This is a genomic window from Paenibacillus sp. EB106-05-06-XG162, from assembly GCF_058791655.1.
The window spans coordinates 26,744-43,241 of the sequence record NZ_JBYTDT010000007.1 but is presented as its reverse complement, the minus strand read 5'-3'; the positions used below and the strand labels follow the sequence as shown (position 1 = coordinate 43,241).

Genomic DNA, 16,498 nt, shown 5'->3' with positions numbered 1-16,498 from the left:
ATTAGTCCTCCTTCTCATAGTAGTGCATGAAGATCTCTTCCAGATCCGGTTCCTCCACCAGGATGTTCGCCAGATCAATGGCAGCAATTTTACTCATCATCGCATTCACATTGCCTCTGTAGAGGAATGAAACGGTCGTTCCTTCAACCTTCAGCTCGTTCACACCGTTTAACTGGAAGTAGTCTGGACTGACAGGCGCCTTTGTCTCCAGCTTGAACCGTTTATAGTTATTCTCCTGCAGCGTGCTGATCTTCTCGAGCTGAATCAACTTACCTTCTTTGATGATCGCAACACGATCACATAGGCGCTGTACCTCACTCAGGATATGCGATGAGAACAGAATTGTCGCCCCTCGTTTATTCTCGGCTTCGAGCAGATCGAAGAAGCGCTGCTGCATCAACGGGTCGAGCCCGCTCGTAGGTTCATCGAGGATGATCAGCTTCGGCTCATGCAGCAGTCCCTGGACAATACCGACCTTCTTCTTGTTCCCAAGAGATAGATCATCGATCTTCTTGTTCAGATCCAGATCCATAATGCCTGCAAGTTCAGCGATACGCTTCCGGCAATCCTTCTTGTAGAAGCTCGCAGAGTATTGCAGCAGATCCTTCACCTTCATGTTGTCGTAATAGAAGACTTCCGAGGGCAAATAGCCAATCTCCTTCTTTATCTCAGGGCCATATTGGATACAATCCTTGCCGAAGATCTTTGCGTTCCCGCTCGTCGGATAGATCAGCCCGAGCAGTGTCCGAATGGTCGTTGATTTGCCCGCCCCGTTCGGCCCGATGAATCCGAAGATTTCACCTTGCTCGACTTGAAAGCTCAAATTCGTGATTCCTCTCGCGCTTCCGTAGGTTTTCGTCAGGTTATTGACTTCAATAACATGCATCCTGAACACTCCTTTTCCACCCTCAATTTATTTGTAAAAAGCTTGCTTCAGCACTTCCATATACTTATCCAGTTCCGAGATCAGCTCATTCATATCTGCTTCCGTAAAGGGCGAAGCCTTGATGCGATCCTGCTGGCGTGCTCCGAATCCTTCGAGCGTCCAGAATATAATGTTGAGCGTGCGATCAACGTCCGTGCCCTCTTTGAACTTCGTCGTATCGATATGACTGAACATCACGTTGAATCCCGTGGACATGAGGTCATGATTGCGCTGCTTCAAATCGTCTTTAATCTCCGCTGCATCCTCCACATAAGCGACGCGGAGGAAATCGAACAGATCCGGATGCCTGGTTATGAGGTCCAGCTTCAACATCGCGGCCTGCCGCCACTTCACGAATAAATCCTTCTCCAGAGTGTCCAGCTTCGCAAGGAAATCCTCCATCATCAATTCAACCGACCGGTCGTACAGGAAGAGGAACATTTCCTTCTTGTTCTTGAAATAATGAAATAGGATCCCCTTCGATATTTCAGCTTCCTTCACGATTTCATTCGTTGAGGCCTTCTCATATCCTTTCTGTGCGAATTCCTTCATCGCAGCATTCATAATTCGCTCTTGTTTATCGGGGTTCAGATTAAGAAATTTTGCAACCATAAAATAATAACCTCCTGCATCGTTGACCACTATGGTCAATTCCGATTATATTCCTGTTGACCGATGCGGTCAACACTTATTTTACAAGATTTCCAGTTCGATTATCCATGTACCTTGCTTGCTCGTCTTCCACTTTTCCCGGGCAATAAATAACCCCACAAAGTGGGGACTCGACTTCGTAGCTGAATCAGGTACTTTGCGGGGGTCCCCGAAATTAAAAAAGCTCCAACCCCCCGCTAAAAGCGAAAGATTGGAGCGATATAATTACAAATTAATTATACGTAGATCGGTAGAACTTGGTTCGTCTGCTCACGGTTACGGCCAACCGAGAAGATCGCGATTGGGATACCTGTCAGCTCGGATACACGATTCACATAGTTGCGAGTCGTCTCAGGCAAATCTGCAAGCGTCTTCGCCGAAGTAATATCTTCCGACCAACCTGGCATTTCTTCATATACCGCTTCACACTCTGCGAGCATGTTCAGGCTTGCAGGGTAATGCGTAATGATCTCACCACGGAATTTGTAGCCTGTGCAGATCTTAACCGTCTCAAGACCTGTTAATACGTCAAGCGAGTTCAAGGACAAGCCTGTGATCCCACTTACACGACGCGCGTGACGGACTACAACACTGTCGAACCAGCCTACACGGCGTGGACGGCCCGTAACTGTACCGTACTCATGTCCTGCTTCACGAATCGCATCCCCAATTTCATTGTTCAATTCCGTTGGGAATGGGCCATCGCCTACACGCGTTGTATACGCTTTGGCAACCCCGATAACTTGTTGAATCTTCGAAGGACCTACGCCAGAACCGATACATACGCCGCCCGCAGATGGATTCGACGATGTAACGAATGGATACGTACCTTGGTCGATATCCAGCATGACGCCTTGTGCGCCTTCGAACAATACTCTCTTGTCCGCATCAATCGCATCGTTCAATACAACCGAAGTATCGGTTACGTACTTACGAATGAATTCTGCATATTCTAAGTATTCTTTGAGGATTTCGTCCGCGTTCAGTGGTTCTGCGCCATAGACTTGTTGAATCAATTGATTCTTCTCTTGTACTGCATGACGAAGCTTCAGCTCGAACTCTGCTGCATCCATTAAATCCGCAATACGGATTCCGTTACGCGCCGCTTTGTCCATGTAAGCTGGACCAATCCCTTTGCGTGTCGTACCGATTTTGTTCGGACCTTTACGATCTTCCTCTAATGCATCAAGGACCATATGATATGGCAAGATGACATGTGCACGATCGCTAATACGTAGGTTATCTGTTGTAAATCCATTTTCATGGATATAGTTGATTTCTTCGATCAATGCCTTCGGATTTACGACCATGCCGTTTCCGATCACACAAATTTTATCCGTATAGAATACACCGGATGGAATTAAGCTCAATTTATATTTTTTATTATCGATTAGAATGGTGTGCCCCGCATTGTTACCACCTTGGTAGCGTGCAACGACATCAGCACTCTCTGCTAAATAATCCGTAATTTTACCTTTACCTTCGTCTCCCCATTGGGTTCCGACAACAACAACTGTTGACAAGACTTATTCCCCCGTTTCGGGTGTTCATACACCAAGTTTGTACCGCTTTACGCGGCATGTTAAGTTTAGCAGTGTTACCTAGCAAAGTCAATAAAATACGAACAATGTTAAAGCAAATAAGACGAATGTTCGGGAATAACCCGACATTCGTCTAAGCGCTACCTGGCATTGGATCATGATGCGTTCGTTCATAATTGACGAACTTATTGAAGTTCTTCAAGAAGACAAGCTCGACGGTCCCTACGGGGCCATTACGCTGTTTCGCAATAATGATCTCAATGATATTCTTTTTCTCTGAATCCTGATTATAATAATCGTCACGGTATAAGAACGCGACGATATCGGCATCCTGCTCGATCGAACCCGATTCCCGAAGGTCAGACATCATCGGCCGTTTATCTTGCCGCTGCTCAACGCCACGACTTAACTGGGACAAGGCAATGACCGGTACTTCAAGTTCACGGGCAATCATCTTCAATGTTCTGGAAATTTCGGATACTTCCTGCTGACGGTTCTCGCCAGCCTTGCCTCGGCCATGAATCAACTGCAAATAGTCGATCATAATCATGCCTAGTCCATGTTCTTTCTTCAACCGGCGGCATTTCGCACGAATATCAGCGACTGTAATGCCAGGCGTATCATCAATGAAGATGTTCGCTTCTGCGAGTGCACCAATCGCCATCGTAAGCTTCTCCCAATCATCATTCTCCAAATTCCCTGTCCGCATACGCGTCGCATCGACATTGGATTCGGCACAGACAATCCGCTGTACGAGCTGTGCAGCGGACATCTCGAGACTGAAGATCGCGACGGTCTCTTTGGCCCGAACGCCGACGTTCTGCGCTACATTCAGTGCGAAGGCCGTCTTTCCTACGGAAGGACGCGCAGCAACGATGATCAGGTCATTCCGCTGGAAGCCTGCCGTCATTTTATCAAGATCCGTGAACCCCGATGGAATCCCTGTCGTACCGCCTTTATTTATACTCAGGTTCTCGACGTTCTCGAATACCTCCATGAGGACATCCTTGATCGCGATAAACCCACTTCCCGACCTGCGGTTCGATATTTCTAATATTTTACGCTCCGCATCGCTTAACAAATCGCTGACTTCGTCTCCAGAAGCGTATCCGTCATTCACAATTTGCGTCGCGGTCCGAATCAGACGGCGGAGCATCGATTTCTCTTCAATAATCTGTGCATAGTAGTCAACATTCGCTGCTGTCGGTACCGCATTCGCCAGCTTCATGAGATACGTTACATTCCCAATATCCTCAAGCTGCTGTTTATCCTGCAATTTCGCAGTCAGCGTAATCAGGTCGACCGGCTGATTCTCCTCACCCAGCTGAATCATCGACTCAAAGATGAATTGGTGCCGCGGATCATAGAAATCCTCTTCCCGCACCCGCTCCATGACGGTAATCAGAGCTTCTGGTTGGAGGAGGATCGCGCCAAGCACGGCTTGCTCTGCTTCGAGGTTCTGCGGCTGAAGACGATTGAAATTCAGATTCAGATCCTCGCTCATATTATTCCTCCACGATTTGAATTTTCACCTGTGTCTTCACTTCCGGATGCAATTTAATCGTGACGTGCATCGTTCCAAGTGAACGAATCGGATCGTTCAATTCAATTTTTCTTTTATCCACTTTAAATTTCATTTTCACAAGCGCTTCAGCAATTTGTTTGCTTGTAATGGCACCGAATAGACGGCCGCCTTCGCCGGACTTCGCTTTGATAATAACTGCAGTCTCCTCTAGTGTCTTCCCTAGCGCTTCTGCGTCAGCCTTCTCTTGTGCTTTACGCTTCTGTTCCGACAGGTTCTGCTGTTCAAGCGTCTTCACATTCCCCTCCGTCGCCAAACGTGCCAACCCTCTTGGTAGAAGGAAATTTTGTGCGTATCCTTCTGAGATCTCTTTAACCTCGCCTTTTTTACCTTGACCCTTAACATCTTTCAAGAATATAACTTTCATTCGAATAACCCCTCTTCCGCATCAATTTCAGCTAATACCCGCTTCAACTTCGCTTCGGCTTCTGATAGTGTTCCGTCCAATTGCGCTGCGGCATTCGTTAGATGCCCGCCGCCTCCGAGCCGTTCCATCACCACTTGCACATTCATTTGACCGAGGGAACGAGCGCTTATTCCAATATGACCGTCCGGCCGTTCACTAATGACAAAGGAAGCCAGCACATCGTTCATGGTTAATAGCGTATCAGCAACTTGTGCAATCATCAACTGAGAAAATTTACGTTCTGGTTCTGTAACCGCTACAGCGATATGTCCGTACAGCATTTGCGTGAGGCGCATGACCTCCGCTTTTGCGATATATTCCTTGAGATTTTCTTTTAACATATTCTGAATCATAATCGTATCTGCGCCATTACGCCGTAAGAATCCAGCCGCCTCGAACGTTCTTGAGCCCGTCCGCATCGAGAAGTTCTTCGTATCCACCGTAATCCCCGCAAGAAGCACTGTCGCCTCCAGCGGCTGGAAAATAATCCGATCATGAATATATTGCAGCAGCTCGGTTACAAGCTCACAGGTCGAGGACGCATAAGGTTCCATATAGATCAGTACGGCATCTTGCAGGAACTCTTCCCCACGTCGGTGATGGTCGATCACAACGACGCGATTCGTCAGCTGTAATAACCGCGGCTCCTTCACCATCGAAGCTTTGTGCGTATCTACGACGATCGCGAGTGTATTCGCTGTCATCTTCTGCACTGCTTGTTCTGGGGTAATAAATTGCTCCCAGAGCGCATCATTCTGCTTAATATAACTGATCATACGATCAATGGATGGATTCACTCCCTCAAGCACAATGTACGCTTCGACATTGAGTGCTTGGGCTGCTTTCAGTAAGCCAATCGCCGCACCGACGGAATCCATATCCGGCATCCGGTGGCCCATAATAATGACTTTATCGCTCGCCTGCATGAAATCGCGAAGCGCATGGGCAATGACGCGAACACGGACCCGTGTCCGCTTCTCGACCGCATTCGATTTACCGCCATAGAATGATAGCCGCTGCCCTTCACGGACAGCCACCTGGTCACCACCGCGACCTAGTGCAATATCCAAGCTGGATTGTGCCAACTGGCCAAGCTCAATAATATTATCAATCCCCGCTGCAATCCCGATGCTAAGCGTGAGCGGCAGCTTATTATCCACCGTGAGCTCACGAACCTCATCGAGAATAACGAAACGAGTCATCTCTATTTCCTTGAGCATCTCATGATCCAATAGAATCAAATACCGATCAGATGTGAGCCGTTTCATATAAATCTGATGATCATGCGCCCATTCCGTAATATGATTCGTTACGCGAGATAGCAGTGCTGCGCGTTGTTGATCATCTAACCCCTGCGTCAGCTCATCTAGATTATCGAGCATCACGATGCCGATTACGAGCTTCTCTGCTTCATAACTACGACGAAGCGTTACATAATCCGTCACGTCTTGGAAGTAGATCAGGCGCTCCTCTTGCTTCGGTACAGTAAGGAAAATTCGATCTCCAATCGCAACCTCGCTCTGAACGATTCGCTCTTTATCCTTTTCCTTCTGCATCTGCAGACCGGGCACCAATTCCTTCAAGGAGACACCAATGAGCGTCTCTCGTCCTAACATCTGGAGCATATACGGGTTATGCCATTCCACATGTTTTTCTTCGTCATAGAGCACGACGCCAAAAGGCAGCTCATTGATGACGTCATTACCTGTCCGCTTCACGCGGTACGTTAAAGTAGCAATATACTCATTCATGTCTTTCCGGAAGTTCTTCTCCGCATTCCATGCAAAGATCACAAGGATCACTATCAATACAAGACCTGCTACACCGAGCACCCAGTTATGCCATGCGAGCGCAACCATCATGACCATCATGACGATGAATGCCCACACCATATGATAACCGTGCCACCGCTGAAATAAATATTTAGGCATCCATTCCTCACCCTACATTTTAGGTTTTACCAAACTTTGGCGAATTGGAAAAGCAATATCCAACAAGCCGATAATCCGAAGCGGCGGGAAAATGAAGAGCGGAATCACGAACAGAATAGGCAGGATGCGATTCCATTTTTTAATATGCGCTACGAAGAAGAAGAAACATACCGTTTGGACCATAAACGCGATTTTTAATAAAGGCAATAAGTTAACCAAGACAACCGTTACGAAAGATGTGTCCGTATCGGCAATGAACATATCTGCGAGCACCGCAATGAAATAGTACCAAATAAGCGATCTCGGCAGCATCCATTCGTGGAGCGGCTTGAATTTCGAAGCTTCGACTCCCTGTCTATTTAGAATACGCTGACTTATGGTATGCGTGACAGCCGCGATCAGGAGCGAGCTGAAGATCAGCGCGAATGGAACCATTTGCGTCATCATCGCAACCAGATCATCCGTCATCTTAGGCGTCCAACCAACAGGCATGAGATTGGCAGTTTGCAGCGGCTCGAGACTTGCCCGAACCGTCTCCCCAAGATATAGGTTGAAGTCAAAGCCAAGGATCGTGTTCATGACGAACAACATAATGATCGATTCCGCGAGTACGGTGATCGTACCACCGATGAAGACAGCCATCGCTGAGGCTTTACGGCGATACAGACGGCCCATAACCACGGCGGGTATTGTAAAATAAATGGCGAACAAGATCGCAGCAGAGCCGAAGGTTCCCATGGCCAGAAATGCAACCAGGTACACACAGAGCATATGCAGGATAAATGCTCGTACACTTGTTGTCGCATAGAGCACAACAATCGGTATAGCGATAAAGCTAATCGTTACAATTTGGAACGGGGTAAATAGCGACAAGATCAGTAGTAGAGCGAGGACGCTCCACAGTGCCGAAGACCAGCGCATTTTCAATGTGTTCACCTCTTACGTAAATGTTCTTCGAGCGCGGAGATGTCTTGATACCAGTCTTCAAGCTGATGCCCTTCTTGCTTATGTTTCTTAAGTTTCTCAAGAATGCTGTCATCTAATTCCTTATAGGGCACACCGAGTCGGCGGCCTAGAATATAGCTGCTCACGATTAAGCTGGACAGACTGTCAACGACACGTGTTGTACTGCCTTCCCACAAAGATTTAAACAGTCGTGAAACGTGATCGAGCACTTCTGTCTTCAGCCATTCAATCACTTTGGCGCGCTTGGCCAAATCCATTTCTTTCTGCATCTTTGTCACCCACACTCTCTCCATGAATAAAAACGCTTTACTCTCGATTATATCATAAAAAAGACTGCATTGTCCCGTTGGTGCCGTAGACCCTGCAGTCGCTTGAACCTTGTACATCCGATACAATTTAAACTTGTTTTATACCTTATTCGCGAAAACCTTCTTCTCGCAATAGCCGATAATCTCCGAGCGACGTACAATCCCAATGAACTTGTTCATGTCATCTACGACGGGCACAAAGTTCTGCACCTTCGCGAGACTAATCAAGTCCTCCATATTTGAATCAATGCGCACAGGCTTGTTCGCGCCTCGAAGCGGAATATCCTTCAAGACTACTTTGGATGCCGTCTCGAAGGTCGTCTTACCGGATGAGTTCTTCATGAACCAGAGCAAATCGCCTTCCGTACACGTACCGACATACTCTCCATCCTCTGTAAGAACCGGTACCGAAGTATACCGATGATATTCCATTCGTTCTAATGCTTGCCGCAAGGTACTTTCTTGTGTCAGACAGACAACCTCATTTTTCGGCAACAAGAAAAAAGCAATATTCATGTTTCCCCATAACCTCCTGTTTCTTGACCGTGCAGCGTATCTAATTACTTCTCCTTGGCTGGCACCATCAATTGATCCGTTTTCGTGTTCGGATCCATCCAATTATCGATCAGACCGTGAATATACGCTAAGTCCTTCTCATCTGGAATGTAGTACCATATATGATTCGCTTTGCGTCCGCCTTCTCCCTTTAATGTATAACTATATATTTCACGATGATCGGCCGTGAATACGTCCTTCGCCAGATCAATAATTTTCTTTGGTTCAATATCCGTTGTAAAATTATCACCCATAATTGAAATAAGTTCAGGGACCTTCGTAATTTGGTTCAGTTGAGTCATTCGATTCATAATTGCATTGACGAACACCATATTGCGCTCGCTTCGATTGATATGATCATCTTCCCGGTAGCGTACATAGTATAGTGCTTCCTGACCCGAATAGATCGGTTTGCCGCCTTTGACCGTAAATTTCTCATGCTCAGCACCTTTATTCACGATATCCTTCGTAATCGGAAGCTCCACGCCGCCTAATGCATCGACCACATCAATAAATCCTTGGAAATTTATCGTCGCATAATGATCTACTGGCTCATCCACGAGCTTAGCAACCGAATCGATGATCATCTTCTTCCCGCCAAAAGCATAGGCATGGTTAATCTTATCTTCTTTATCTTTGCCCACGATTTCAGCATACGTATCCCGCGGGATCGATACCATCAATATCTTATCATCCTTAGGTCTTGCCACGGTGTAGATAATTGTGTCCGATCGTCCGACTTCCTTGCCGCGCTGATCAATCCCGAGCAGCAACGTGGAGAACGGGTCGCCTGCCGGCGTAATTTTATTCTCGATCGGTTTGCCTTCAATCGGCTCATAAGAACCCTCTAGCTTCTTCTCCACTTGTCCTGACAGGAATAAATCGAATCCGAGCAGCATGAGCTGTTTGCGGAATAGGAATCCTCCAATCAATACGAGCGCGACAAGGGAGATCGCAATATAACGTTTTTTCATGTTTAATTTCTTCATCAATATTTTCCTTTGTCTACAAGATGATGTGATGTGGTTATTGTGCCTTACCCAGTGGTTCAATTATTTGCGGTGATTTATGGGCACAATCTTCGGACACGCATCTCCTTTCCGGCTGCAGTTCACCCACGCCTACCTCCATGGTACAACAAAAAGAGAACCATTCGCAAAAAAACCAAATAACACCAGTTAAGCGCACGACTTATCGTTTAACGTATAATAACTCCGATTTGTTTCAAATAGGCCGCTTTGACCGCGCTAACATAGCTCTCAATTTCCGCATATGGTGCAGCTTGGGCATAATACTCAATCCCCCAGTAGCCATCATAGCCATGGTTGAATAAGAGCTGCATCCGCTCTTCAATTTGATGGGGGTGCACAAATTTCGGATCCAAATGAACGTGATGCACCCAAGGGGCAATCAGCGAGTCACCTGCATCTACATCGCTATCCCACCTCCCCATATGAAGCAAGAAGCCATAGCCGGGGTGATCCACTGCTTGCGCGAGCTTCACCATCCATTTCGGCATCCGTGAAGGACCGCTATGATTCTCGGGTCCAATCCGATAGCCACCGTCATAGGCACGCTGCGCAAGTTCCTGGAACCGCTTGGTCGTATAATCGAACTGTTCCTCGGTCATATCTGTTGATCCGAAGCCGCCTGTATCAATGCGTACCGTCTGAGCTCCTAAATATTCAGCAACATCGAGATGCGCAAGCGCATTTTGATAGAGCAGCTCCCGCTTCTCTGGGTTCGGATCCCAAATATGCGCCCCATCGATCGCCAGACTCGGCACAGTCATTGAGCGCTCTGCGAGTGCAAGCTTAATTTTGCGTATGTAATCCACTTCCCGAAGCTTACAGATTTCTTCACTTCGATCCACGAAATATCCGTTCCAGAGCCCCGCCGCGTCGACCCGATATCGATATTTCAAGCTCTCCAAATAACCAAAGACGTCTATCATTTCTTGCTGCAATAAATGGAAGAACGAAAATCCTTCAACTGATATTTTCATTTCACAGCCTCCATCTCCAACAATTAACATTATGAATCCGATCGGAATGTACTTCAATTTCAATCCTATTGTAACTTAACCTCTCCATGACTTCCATGCCAAAATACCCCCGAAAACATTTCAAAAAAGCCGCCATTCCAAAATCGGAACAGCGGCTATCATCTTCCGTTATTCTTCAATTCCGTAGAACTGATCAAGATGCTGCTTAATAACTTCCTTAACCTTAACTAGACATGTATCTCTGTCCGCAGAAGCAACCCGTTGGTTATCCACCATGACATAAGATTTCGCCTTACATAAGCTGCACATATTCAAGCAATCGGTCCGCATGATGGCGACCTCGGGAAATTCATCTTCCAGGTCCTCCAGCGGTAGAGCGGCCATTGCATTACTCTCACAGACTTCGACGACAATGAGTCCGAGCCCCATCCTTCGCACCTGCTTTCTACCCTGAAATTATATAAAAAGCCTGCTGAGAATCATCTCAGACAGGCTTTGTTCACAGATCTTACTCTGTAGTGTATGGCAACAATGCGATTTGACGGGAACGTTTCACCGCGATTGTAAGCAAGCGTTGGTATTTCGCGCTTGTACCAGTTACACGACGTGGAAGAATTTTTCCGCGCTCACTGATGAATTTGCGAAGCAAATCCGTATCTTTATAATCAATGTGAGTAATTTTGTTAACTGTGAAGAAGCAAACTTTGCGACGTTTGTTGCGTCCGCCACGGCGTCCGCCGAATTTCTTCTCGCCACGCTCTTCATTATTATCTCTTTGCTTGAAGCTCATTCGTTGTCAGTCCTTTCCAATTAAAATGGCAAATCATCATCCGATATATCGATCGGTTTTCCGTCATCCGAAAAAGGATCCTGGTTGTTGCTGCGCGATGTATTCCGGTTGCTTCCTTGACTGCTTCCGCCGCCAAATCCGCCACCGCCGAGACCACCTGAGCCTTGAGCCTCTTCGCGAGATCCGCCACCTTCACGATTTCCAGACTCCAAGAAACGAACATTATCAGCAATAACTTCTGTCACGTATACACGTTTACCTTCGTTATTGTCATAATTACGAACTTGGATACGACCTTCTACCGCGGTTAAGCGACCTTTACGCAAGTAATTTGCGCAAGTCTCTGCAAGTTGTCTCCACGTAACGACTGGAATGAAATCCGCCTCACGTTCGCCGCCTTGGTTCGAGAACGGACGATCTACCGCAATGGTGAATTGAGTCACTGCAACACCAGCTGGCGTGTAGCGCAATTCAGGGTCACGGGTAAGTCGACCGATAAGAATAACACGGTTTAACATCCAATCCTCTCCTTCAACGTTCAATTACAAAAGCTTGTCTCAATTAAGCAACATCTTGAGTGATCAGGTAACGAATAACTTCATCAGAAATTTTCATCACACGCTCAAGTTCCGCAACAACAGCTGGTTCAGCTGTGAAGTTAACTAGGACATAGTGTCCATCACGGAACTTCTTGATCTCATACGCAAGACGGCGTTTACCGAGCACATCGTGCTTTGTAATCTCTCCCCCACCGTTGGAGACGATGCCTTGGAATTTCTCGACTGCTGCTTGAACAACTTCTTGCTCAATATCAGTACGAATAATGTACATCACTTCATATTTGCGCATATTTTTCACCTCCTCTTGGACTTAGCGGCCCTCAATTCAAGTTGAGAGCAAGGGGCACGAGTCAAACTCGCACCCAAATAGTGTAACAAATTAAGCCGCGACCTGCAAGTACCGGTTTGTGGTAGCTTCAAGGGAACAATTCTCCATTCATGATCGGCTTCGCTTTGACTCACAATAATGTGGAACGCACTTATCCCTTAAGGAGGTGGCCTGAATGGGCGAGAAAACAGAATACGAACCCGGCGACAAAGCGCCGAATAACGGCTTGTACATGGAGGTTGGTGAAGCCAGCTTCCATACAGAGATCCAGAACCCGCAGATTATTGAACTCAAACGCGGTGACACATTCCCAGAGACGACGAACAAAGACCGCAAATGGAAGAAGAAACACCACGCAATGGTGCACTAAACAACACGGGCCGAAAAATGATAAAAGATTGTGTGCATAATCTTCTCCGATTCGGTCCATAATACTGTTGTCGGTACAAGCGAGGTGTGGTTCCATTGAACAATTCAGTCGAACATGAACACGAAGGAAGCCTTTGATTACTCAGCATAGAAAGCGAGTGGATGTGCTAAAGACTACCGTCTGCAACACATGTAACAGCTAAAATGATGATGTGTATCTTATGATTTCTTATGCTACTAAACGTACCGACAGCCAGAAAAAGGACCCGCAAGGGTCCTTTTTGGTGTCCATAAATAAATCTAAAAATCGAATGTATAATAATCGGGCCATTGTCCATAATAACTCTTGTCGGTGCAAGCGAGGTGTAGTTCCATTGAACAATTCAGTTGAACATGAACACGAAGAAGGATATCTTTAGTTACTCAGCATAGAAAGCGAGTGGATGTGCCGCAGGCTACCGTCTGTAACACCTTAGAGATGCATTGCGTAACAGCAATCCGTCGAACAAGCTAACCATGATGATGTAGGACAAGAATTCCAACTAACTGACCACCGATACCAACAAAGGACCCCTAAAAAGGTCCTTTTTGGTTTCTAATGAACTAATTTTAGTGCGTCGGGCCCTTCATGGACTGTTTCTCCACATGAACGCGGCGAATGAAGAACGCTAAGATAAGACCAACAACGGCAACAATTAATCCGAATACGAATGAATTCTGCGCCCCTACGGTCATCCCTTTCACCATTTCCAACGGAGACGGATCCTGAGGGTTCGCAGAAGTCTTCAAGTAATCGCTTATCCCATGCGACCAGATACTGACAGCCACAGCTGTCCCAATCGCTCCAGCAACCTGCTGTAATGTATTCATAACCGCCGTTCCATCCGGATACATCGATGGCGGTAGTTGATTGAGTCCATTCGTCTGCGCTGGCATGAATACCATTGAGATACCAATGAAGAGACAAGAGTGAAGCACAATAATGAGTGCAATCGCAGATGTCGTCGTCATGCCTGTGAAGAACCACAAGCAGACACCTGCAATGATTAACCCTGGAATAACCAACCATTTCGGGCCGTATTTATCGAATAGCGAGCCCATGAGCGGCGACATCAGTCCATTGAGAATACCTCCCGGCAGCAGGACAAGCCCCGCTGTGAATGCAGATAATCCCATACCTTTTTGCATATAGAGCGGAAGAATCAGCACTGTGGAGAGAATAATCATCATACATATTAATACCATCAACGTGCCGATCACAAACATGGGATATTTGAACACCCGCAAGTCCATCATCGGTTGCTTCATCTTAAGCTGACGAACCGAGAATAGCGCGAGCGCTACGATCCCAAGACCAATGGTTATAAGCACGACGGGATTGGTCCACCCTTCTTCACCCGCTTTACTGAAGCCGAATACGATACCACCAAATCCAATACTCGATAGAATAATGGAGAGAATATCAATTTTAGGACGCGTAACTGTCGATACATTCTGCAAATACACGATACCGAACAAGAGTCCAATCACAAGAAACGGCAATGAAATCCAGAAGATCCAATTCCACGTCAAATGCTCAATAACGAGTCCTGCAGCCGTCGGTCCCACCGCTGGCGCGAACATAATCACGAGTCCAATAATCCCCATCGCAGCCCCACGCTTTGCAGGCGGGAAAATAACCAATATCGTGTTGAACATCAGCGGCAGCAATAAAGCTGTTCCTACGGCCTGAAGCACACGTGCAATTAATAACACTTCAAAACTGCCCGCAAGCGCCGCTACCAGCGTCCCTGCGATCGAGAACGACAGCGACGCGATAAATAACTGCCTTGTCGTGAACCATTGGAGTAATAAGCCCGATACCGGGACGAGAATGCCGAGCGTTAACAGAAACCCTGTCGTGAGCCATTGGGCTGTTGCAGGTGTAATTTGGAGAATCTCCATCAACTGACTAAGCGCGATGTTCAGCGCCGTCTCACTGAACATACCGATGAATCCACTGATCAAGAGTGAGATCATAATCGGCATGACTTTATACGATTGTTCTTCCTTTTGCGTTGTTGCATGTACAGCAGCTTCCATTTCTATCCCCAATCTTTTTCTCTATTTTTAGTTTGCTTCACTCGTTAGCTGGGGTATGATCTTTGCAGCATTGATTAATGGCTCTGTATTACGATAAGTCAGTGCCAGTACAAAAGATCCCTCCAATAACGAGATAATGCCCATTGCGATCGATTCTGCGCGCTCTCCCTCGCAGCCTTCTTCCCTGAGCCGCTCGATCATGACCAATTTCCACGTATCGAACGTTTCTTGGCAGGCTTCACGCAATCGATTGCTAATACATGATGTCTCGACAGCGTTCCAGAAGCAGCTTGGCGCCACGCCTTGGAATTGCTGCCGCTCGACTACATTCGCAAGGCCTAAGAAGAATGCCTGCACACCAGAGGCAAAATCATCCGACTTCACGAAGTTAAGCTGCAATATTTCCGTCGTGCTCTTCCGCTGTTGTTCAATACAAACTTGTGCCAGTTCTTCTTTCCCATTCGGAAAATAATAATACAGTGATCCCTTTGGTGCATGGCTTTCCTGAATGATTTGATTCATGCCAGTCGCATGGTACCCTTGCACAAAAAATAAGCGGGTCGCAATATCGACAATGTGATCTCGCGTATTTGATTTTTCTCGCATCGAACCTTCTCCTCGGTCAGAATTATAACAATCGGTCTATATATGATATAGGTAAAAGTTTGCATCTGTCAAACATTTGTTCCTCTTATTGAAGACATGAATAAAGCCCTGTATCCATTTAAATGAACACAGGGCTGATCTAAATTCTAGTTATTGGAATTCAAGTTCGTATTGTCCTGAATAACACGGCGTGCGGTAACGAAAGTCTTATCCCATGTACTGCCTTCAAAATTGGAAATCGCAACGCCAATGCCTACTCGATACGTATGAAGCAATCGACCGTCACCCATATAAATACTTACATGATTGATCTTGCCATCATGATTCGTATCCGAGAATACCAAATCCCCTGCCTGGAGGTCGCTCTTCGCTACGGGCGTACCCACCTTAGCTTGATCACGAGAAGATCGCGGAAGATCAATGCCATTTTGCTTAAATACATATTGCGTGAAAGACGAGCAATCGAACTGATCCGTTCTTCCTGCTTTAGCACTAAATTTATAAGGAACACCTAGGAATTGCTCTCCTGTGTTCATAATTGCCATGGCAATTGAGTAGCTATTCGTCGTAGGAGCTGCTTGTGCGGATGGAGCTGGGATGAATAGCCCTGCCGACAAAGTAATCGAAAGACTGAGCATCATAGCAACCGCTGTTTTATGAATACGTTTGTTCGTTGGATTCTTCATGTTTAGTTCCTCCTCTTCGTCTGCACAATATTTTATTTTTGTAAAACTTGAATGTCCGTCGTTAACCACATGCCTACTGTAACATAGAACTCTTTTCCATGATGTACCACCGTTTTATTAACCCTAAGCTGCACAACACATTCCTTATCATTATTAAAAAACGATGAAAATTTCTTAATTATTTCACTCTTGACACGGCAAAGCTAG

At 46.4% G+C, this 16,498-nt stretch carries 19 protein-coding genes; 1 reads left to right on the top strand and 18 read right to left on the bottom strand.

Features of this window, described 5'->3' with window-relative positions; translation table 11 throughout:
• Position 1: 1 nt before the first annotated feature.
• The 15 genes from AC3WU2_RS16355 to rpsF form a co-directional block, all read right to left on the bottom strand.
• Positions 2-886, bottom strand: coding sequence for an ABC transporter ATP-binding protein (locus tag AC3WU2_RS16355; protein WP_018754188.1), 885 nt, complete (start codon positions 884-886; stop codon positions 2-4).
• A gap of 27 nt (positions 887-913) precedes the next feature.
• A complete protein-coding gene (locus AC3WU2_RS16350) occupies positions 914-1,537 on the bottom strand; it encodes a TetR/AcrR family transcriptional regulator (protein ID WP_492455922.1) in 624 nt (207 codons plus the stop codon).
• Between the two features lie 275 nt (positions 1,538-1,812).
• On the bottom strand, positions 1,813-3,099 hold the full coding sequence (locus AC3WU2_RS16345; RefSeq protein ID WP_492455920.1) for an adenylosuccinate synthase: 1,287 nt from the start codon (positions 3,097-3,099) through the stop codon (positions 1,813-1,815).
• 151 nt (positions 3,100-3,250) lie between these two features.
• Complete coding sequence (gene dnaB, locus AC3WU2_RS16340) at positions 3,251-4,621, bottom strand: replicative DNA helicase (protein WP_018754185.1); 1,371 nt, start codon at positions 4,619-4,621, stop codon at positions 3,251-3,253.
• A 1-nt stretch (position 4,622) separates the two neighbouring features.
• Positions 4,623-5,066 (bottom strand): 50S ribosomal protein L9, encoded by a 444-nt coding sequence (gene rplI, locus AC3WU2_RS16335; protein WP_492455917.1) that lies wholly within the window; start codon positions 5,064-5,066, stop codon positions 4,623-4,625.
• The gene (locus tag AC3WU2_RS16330) at positions 5,063-7,036 is read right to left on the bottom strand and encodes a DHH family phosphoesterase (protein WP_492455915.1); all 1,974 of its coding nucleotides are present in this window, start codon (positions 7,034-7,036) and stop codon (positions 5,063-5,065) included. The genes rplI and AC3WU2_RS16330 overlap by 4 nt, the downstream gene beginning before the upstream one ends.
• 12 nt (positions 7,037-7,048) lie before the next feature.
• A complete protein-coding gene (locus AC3WU2_RS16325) occupies positions 7,049-7,957 on the bottom strand; it encodes a DUF2232 domain-containing protein (RefSeq protein WP_245583720.1) in 909 nt (302 codons plus the stop codon).
• A gap of 11 nt (positions 7,958-7,968) precedes the next feature.
• Positions 7,969-8,271 carry a MazG-like family protein gene (locus AC3WU2_RS16320; RefSeq protein WP_026263646.1) on the bottom strand — a complete coding sequence of 101 codons (303 nt, stop codon included), beginning with the start codon at positions 8,269-8,271 and terminating at the stop codon, positions 7,969-7,971.
• Positions 8,272-8,409: 138 nt separating this feature from the next.
• The gene (locus AC3WU2_RS16315; protein ID WP_018754180.1) at positions 8,410-8,826 is read right to left on the bottom strand and encodes a CBS domain-containing protein; all 417 of its coding nucleotides are present in this window, start codon (positions 8,824-8,826) and stop codon (positions 8,410-8,412) included.
• A gap of 44 nt (positions 8,827-8,870) precedes the next feature.
• Complete coding sequence (locus AC3WU2_RS16310; protein WP_492455912.1) at positions 8,871-9,839, bottom strand: LCP family protein; 969 nt, start codon at positions 9,837-9,839, stop codon at positions 8,871-8,873.
• Positions 9,840-10,063: 224 nt separating this feature from the next.
• Positions 10,064-10,870 (bottom strand): sugar phosphate isomerase/epimerase family protein, encoded by an 807-nt coding sequence (locus AC3WU2_RS16305; RefSeq protein WP_018754178.1) that lies wholly within the window; start codon positions 10,868-10,870, stop codon positions 10,064-10,066.
• Between the two features lie 168 nt (positions 10,871-11,038).
• A complete protein-coding gene (locus tag AC3WU2_RS16300) occupies positions 11,039-11,299 on the bottom strand; it encodes a DUF1450 domain-containing protein (RefSeq protein ID WP_018754177.1) in 261 nt (86 codons plus the stop codon).
• Between the two features lie 79 nt (positions 11,300-11,378).
• Positions 11,379-11,660: a 30S ribosomal protein S18 gene (gene rpsR, locus AC3WU2_RS16295; RefSeq protein WP_018754176.1), complete on the bottom strand. Its 282-nt coding sequence runs from the start codon at positions 11,658-11,660 to the stop codon at positions 11,379-11,381.
• 20 nt (positions 11,661-11,680) lie between these two features.
• Complete coding sequence (gene ssb, locus AC3WU2_RS16290) at positions 11,681-12,178, bottom strand: single-stranded DNA-binding protein (protein ID WP_492455909.1); 498 nt, start codon at positions 12,176-12,178, stop codon at positions 11,681-11,683.
• A gap of 43 nt (positions 12,179-12,221) precedes the next feature.
• Complete coding sequence (gene rpsF / locus AC3WU2_RS16285) at positions 12,222-12,509, bottom strand: 30S ribosomal protein S6 (protein ID WP_018754174.1); 288 nt, start codon at positions 12,507-12,509, stop codon at positions 12,222-12,224.
• 214 nt (positions 12,510-12,723) lie between these two features.
• Between rpsF and AC3WU2_RS16280 the strand changes: the two genes are divergently transcribed.
• Positions 12,724-12,918 carry a YjzC family protein gene (locus AC3WU2_RS16280; protein WP_018754173.1) on the top strand — a complete coding sequence of 65 codons (195 nt, stop codon included), beginning with the start codon at positions 12,724-12,726 and terminating at the stop codon, positions 12,916-12,918.
• 608 nt (positions 12,919-13,526) lie between these two features.
• On the opposite strand, the gene AC3WU2_RS16275 is transcribed toward AC3WU2_RS16280, so the two are convergent.
• The 3 genes from AC3WU2_RS16275 to AC3WU2_RS16265 form a co-directional block, all read right to left on the bottom strand.
• Complete coding sequence (locus AC3WU2_RS16275; RefSeq protein WP_492455906.1) at positions 13,527-14,999, bottom strand: DHA2 family efflux MFS transporter permease subunit; 1,473 nt, start codon at positions 14,997-14,999, stop codon at positions 13,527-13,529.
• Positions 15,000-15,026: 27 nt separating this feature from the next.
• A complete protein-coding gene (locus AC3WU2_RS16270; protein WP_492455904.1) occupies positions 15,027-15,605 on the bottom strand; it encodes a TetR/AcrR family transcriptional regulator in 579 nt (192 codons plus the stop codon).
• Between the two features lie 146 nt (positions 15,606-15,751).
• Entirely contained in the window at positions 15,752-16,291 is a 540-nt protein-coding gene (locus AC3WU2_RS16265) for a C40 family peptidase (RefSeq protein ID WP_492455902.1), read from the bottom strand.
• Between the last annotated feature and the right edge of the window lie 207 nt (positions 16,292-16,498).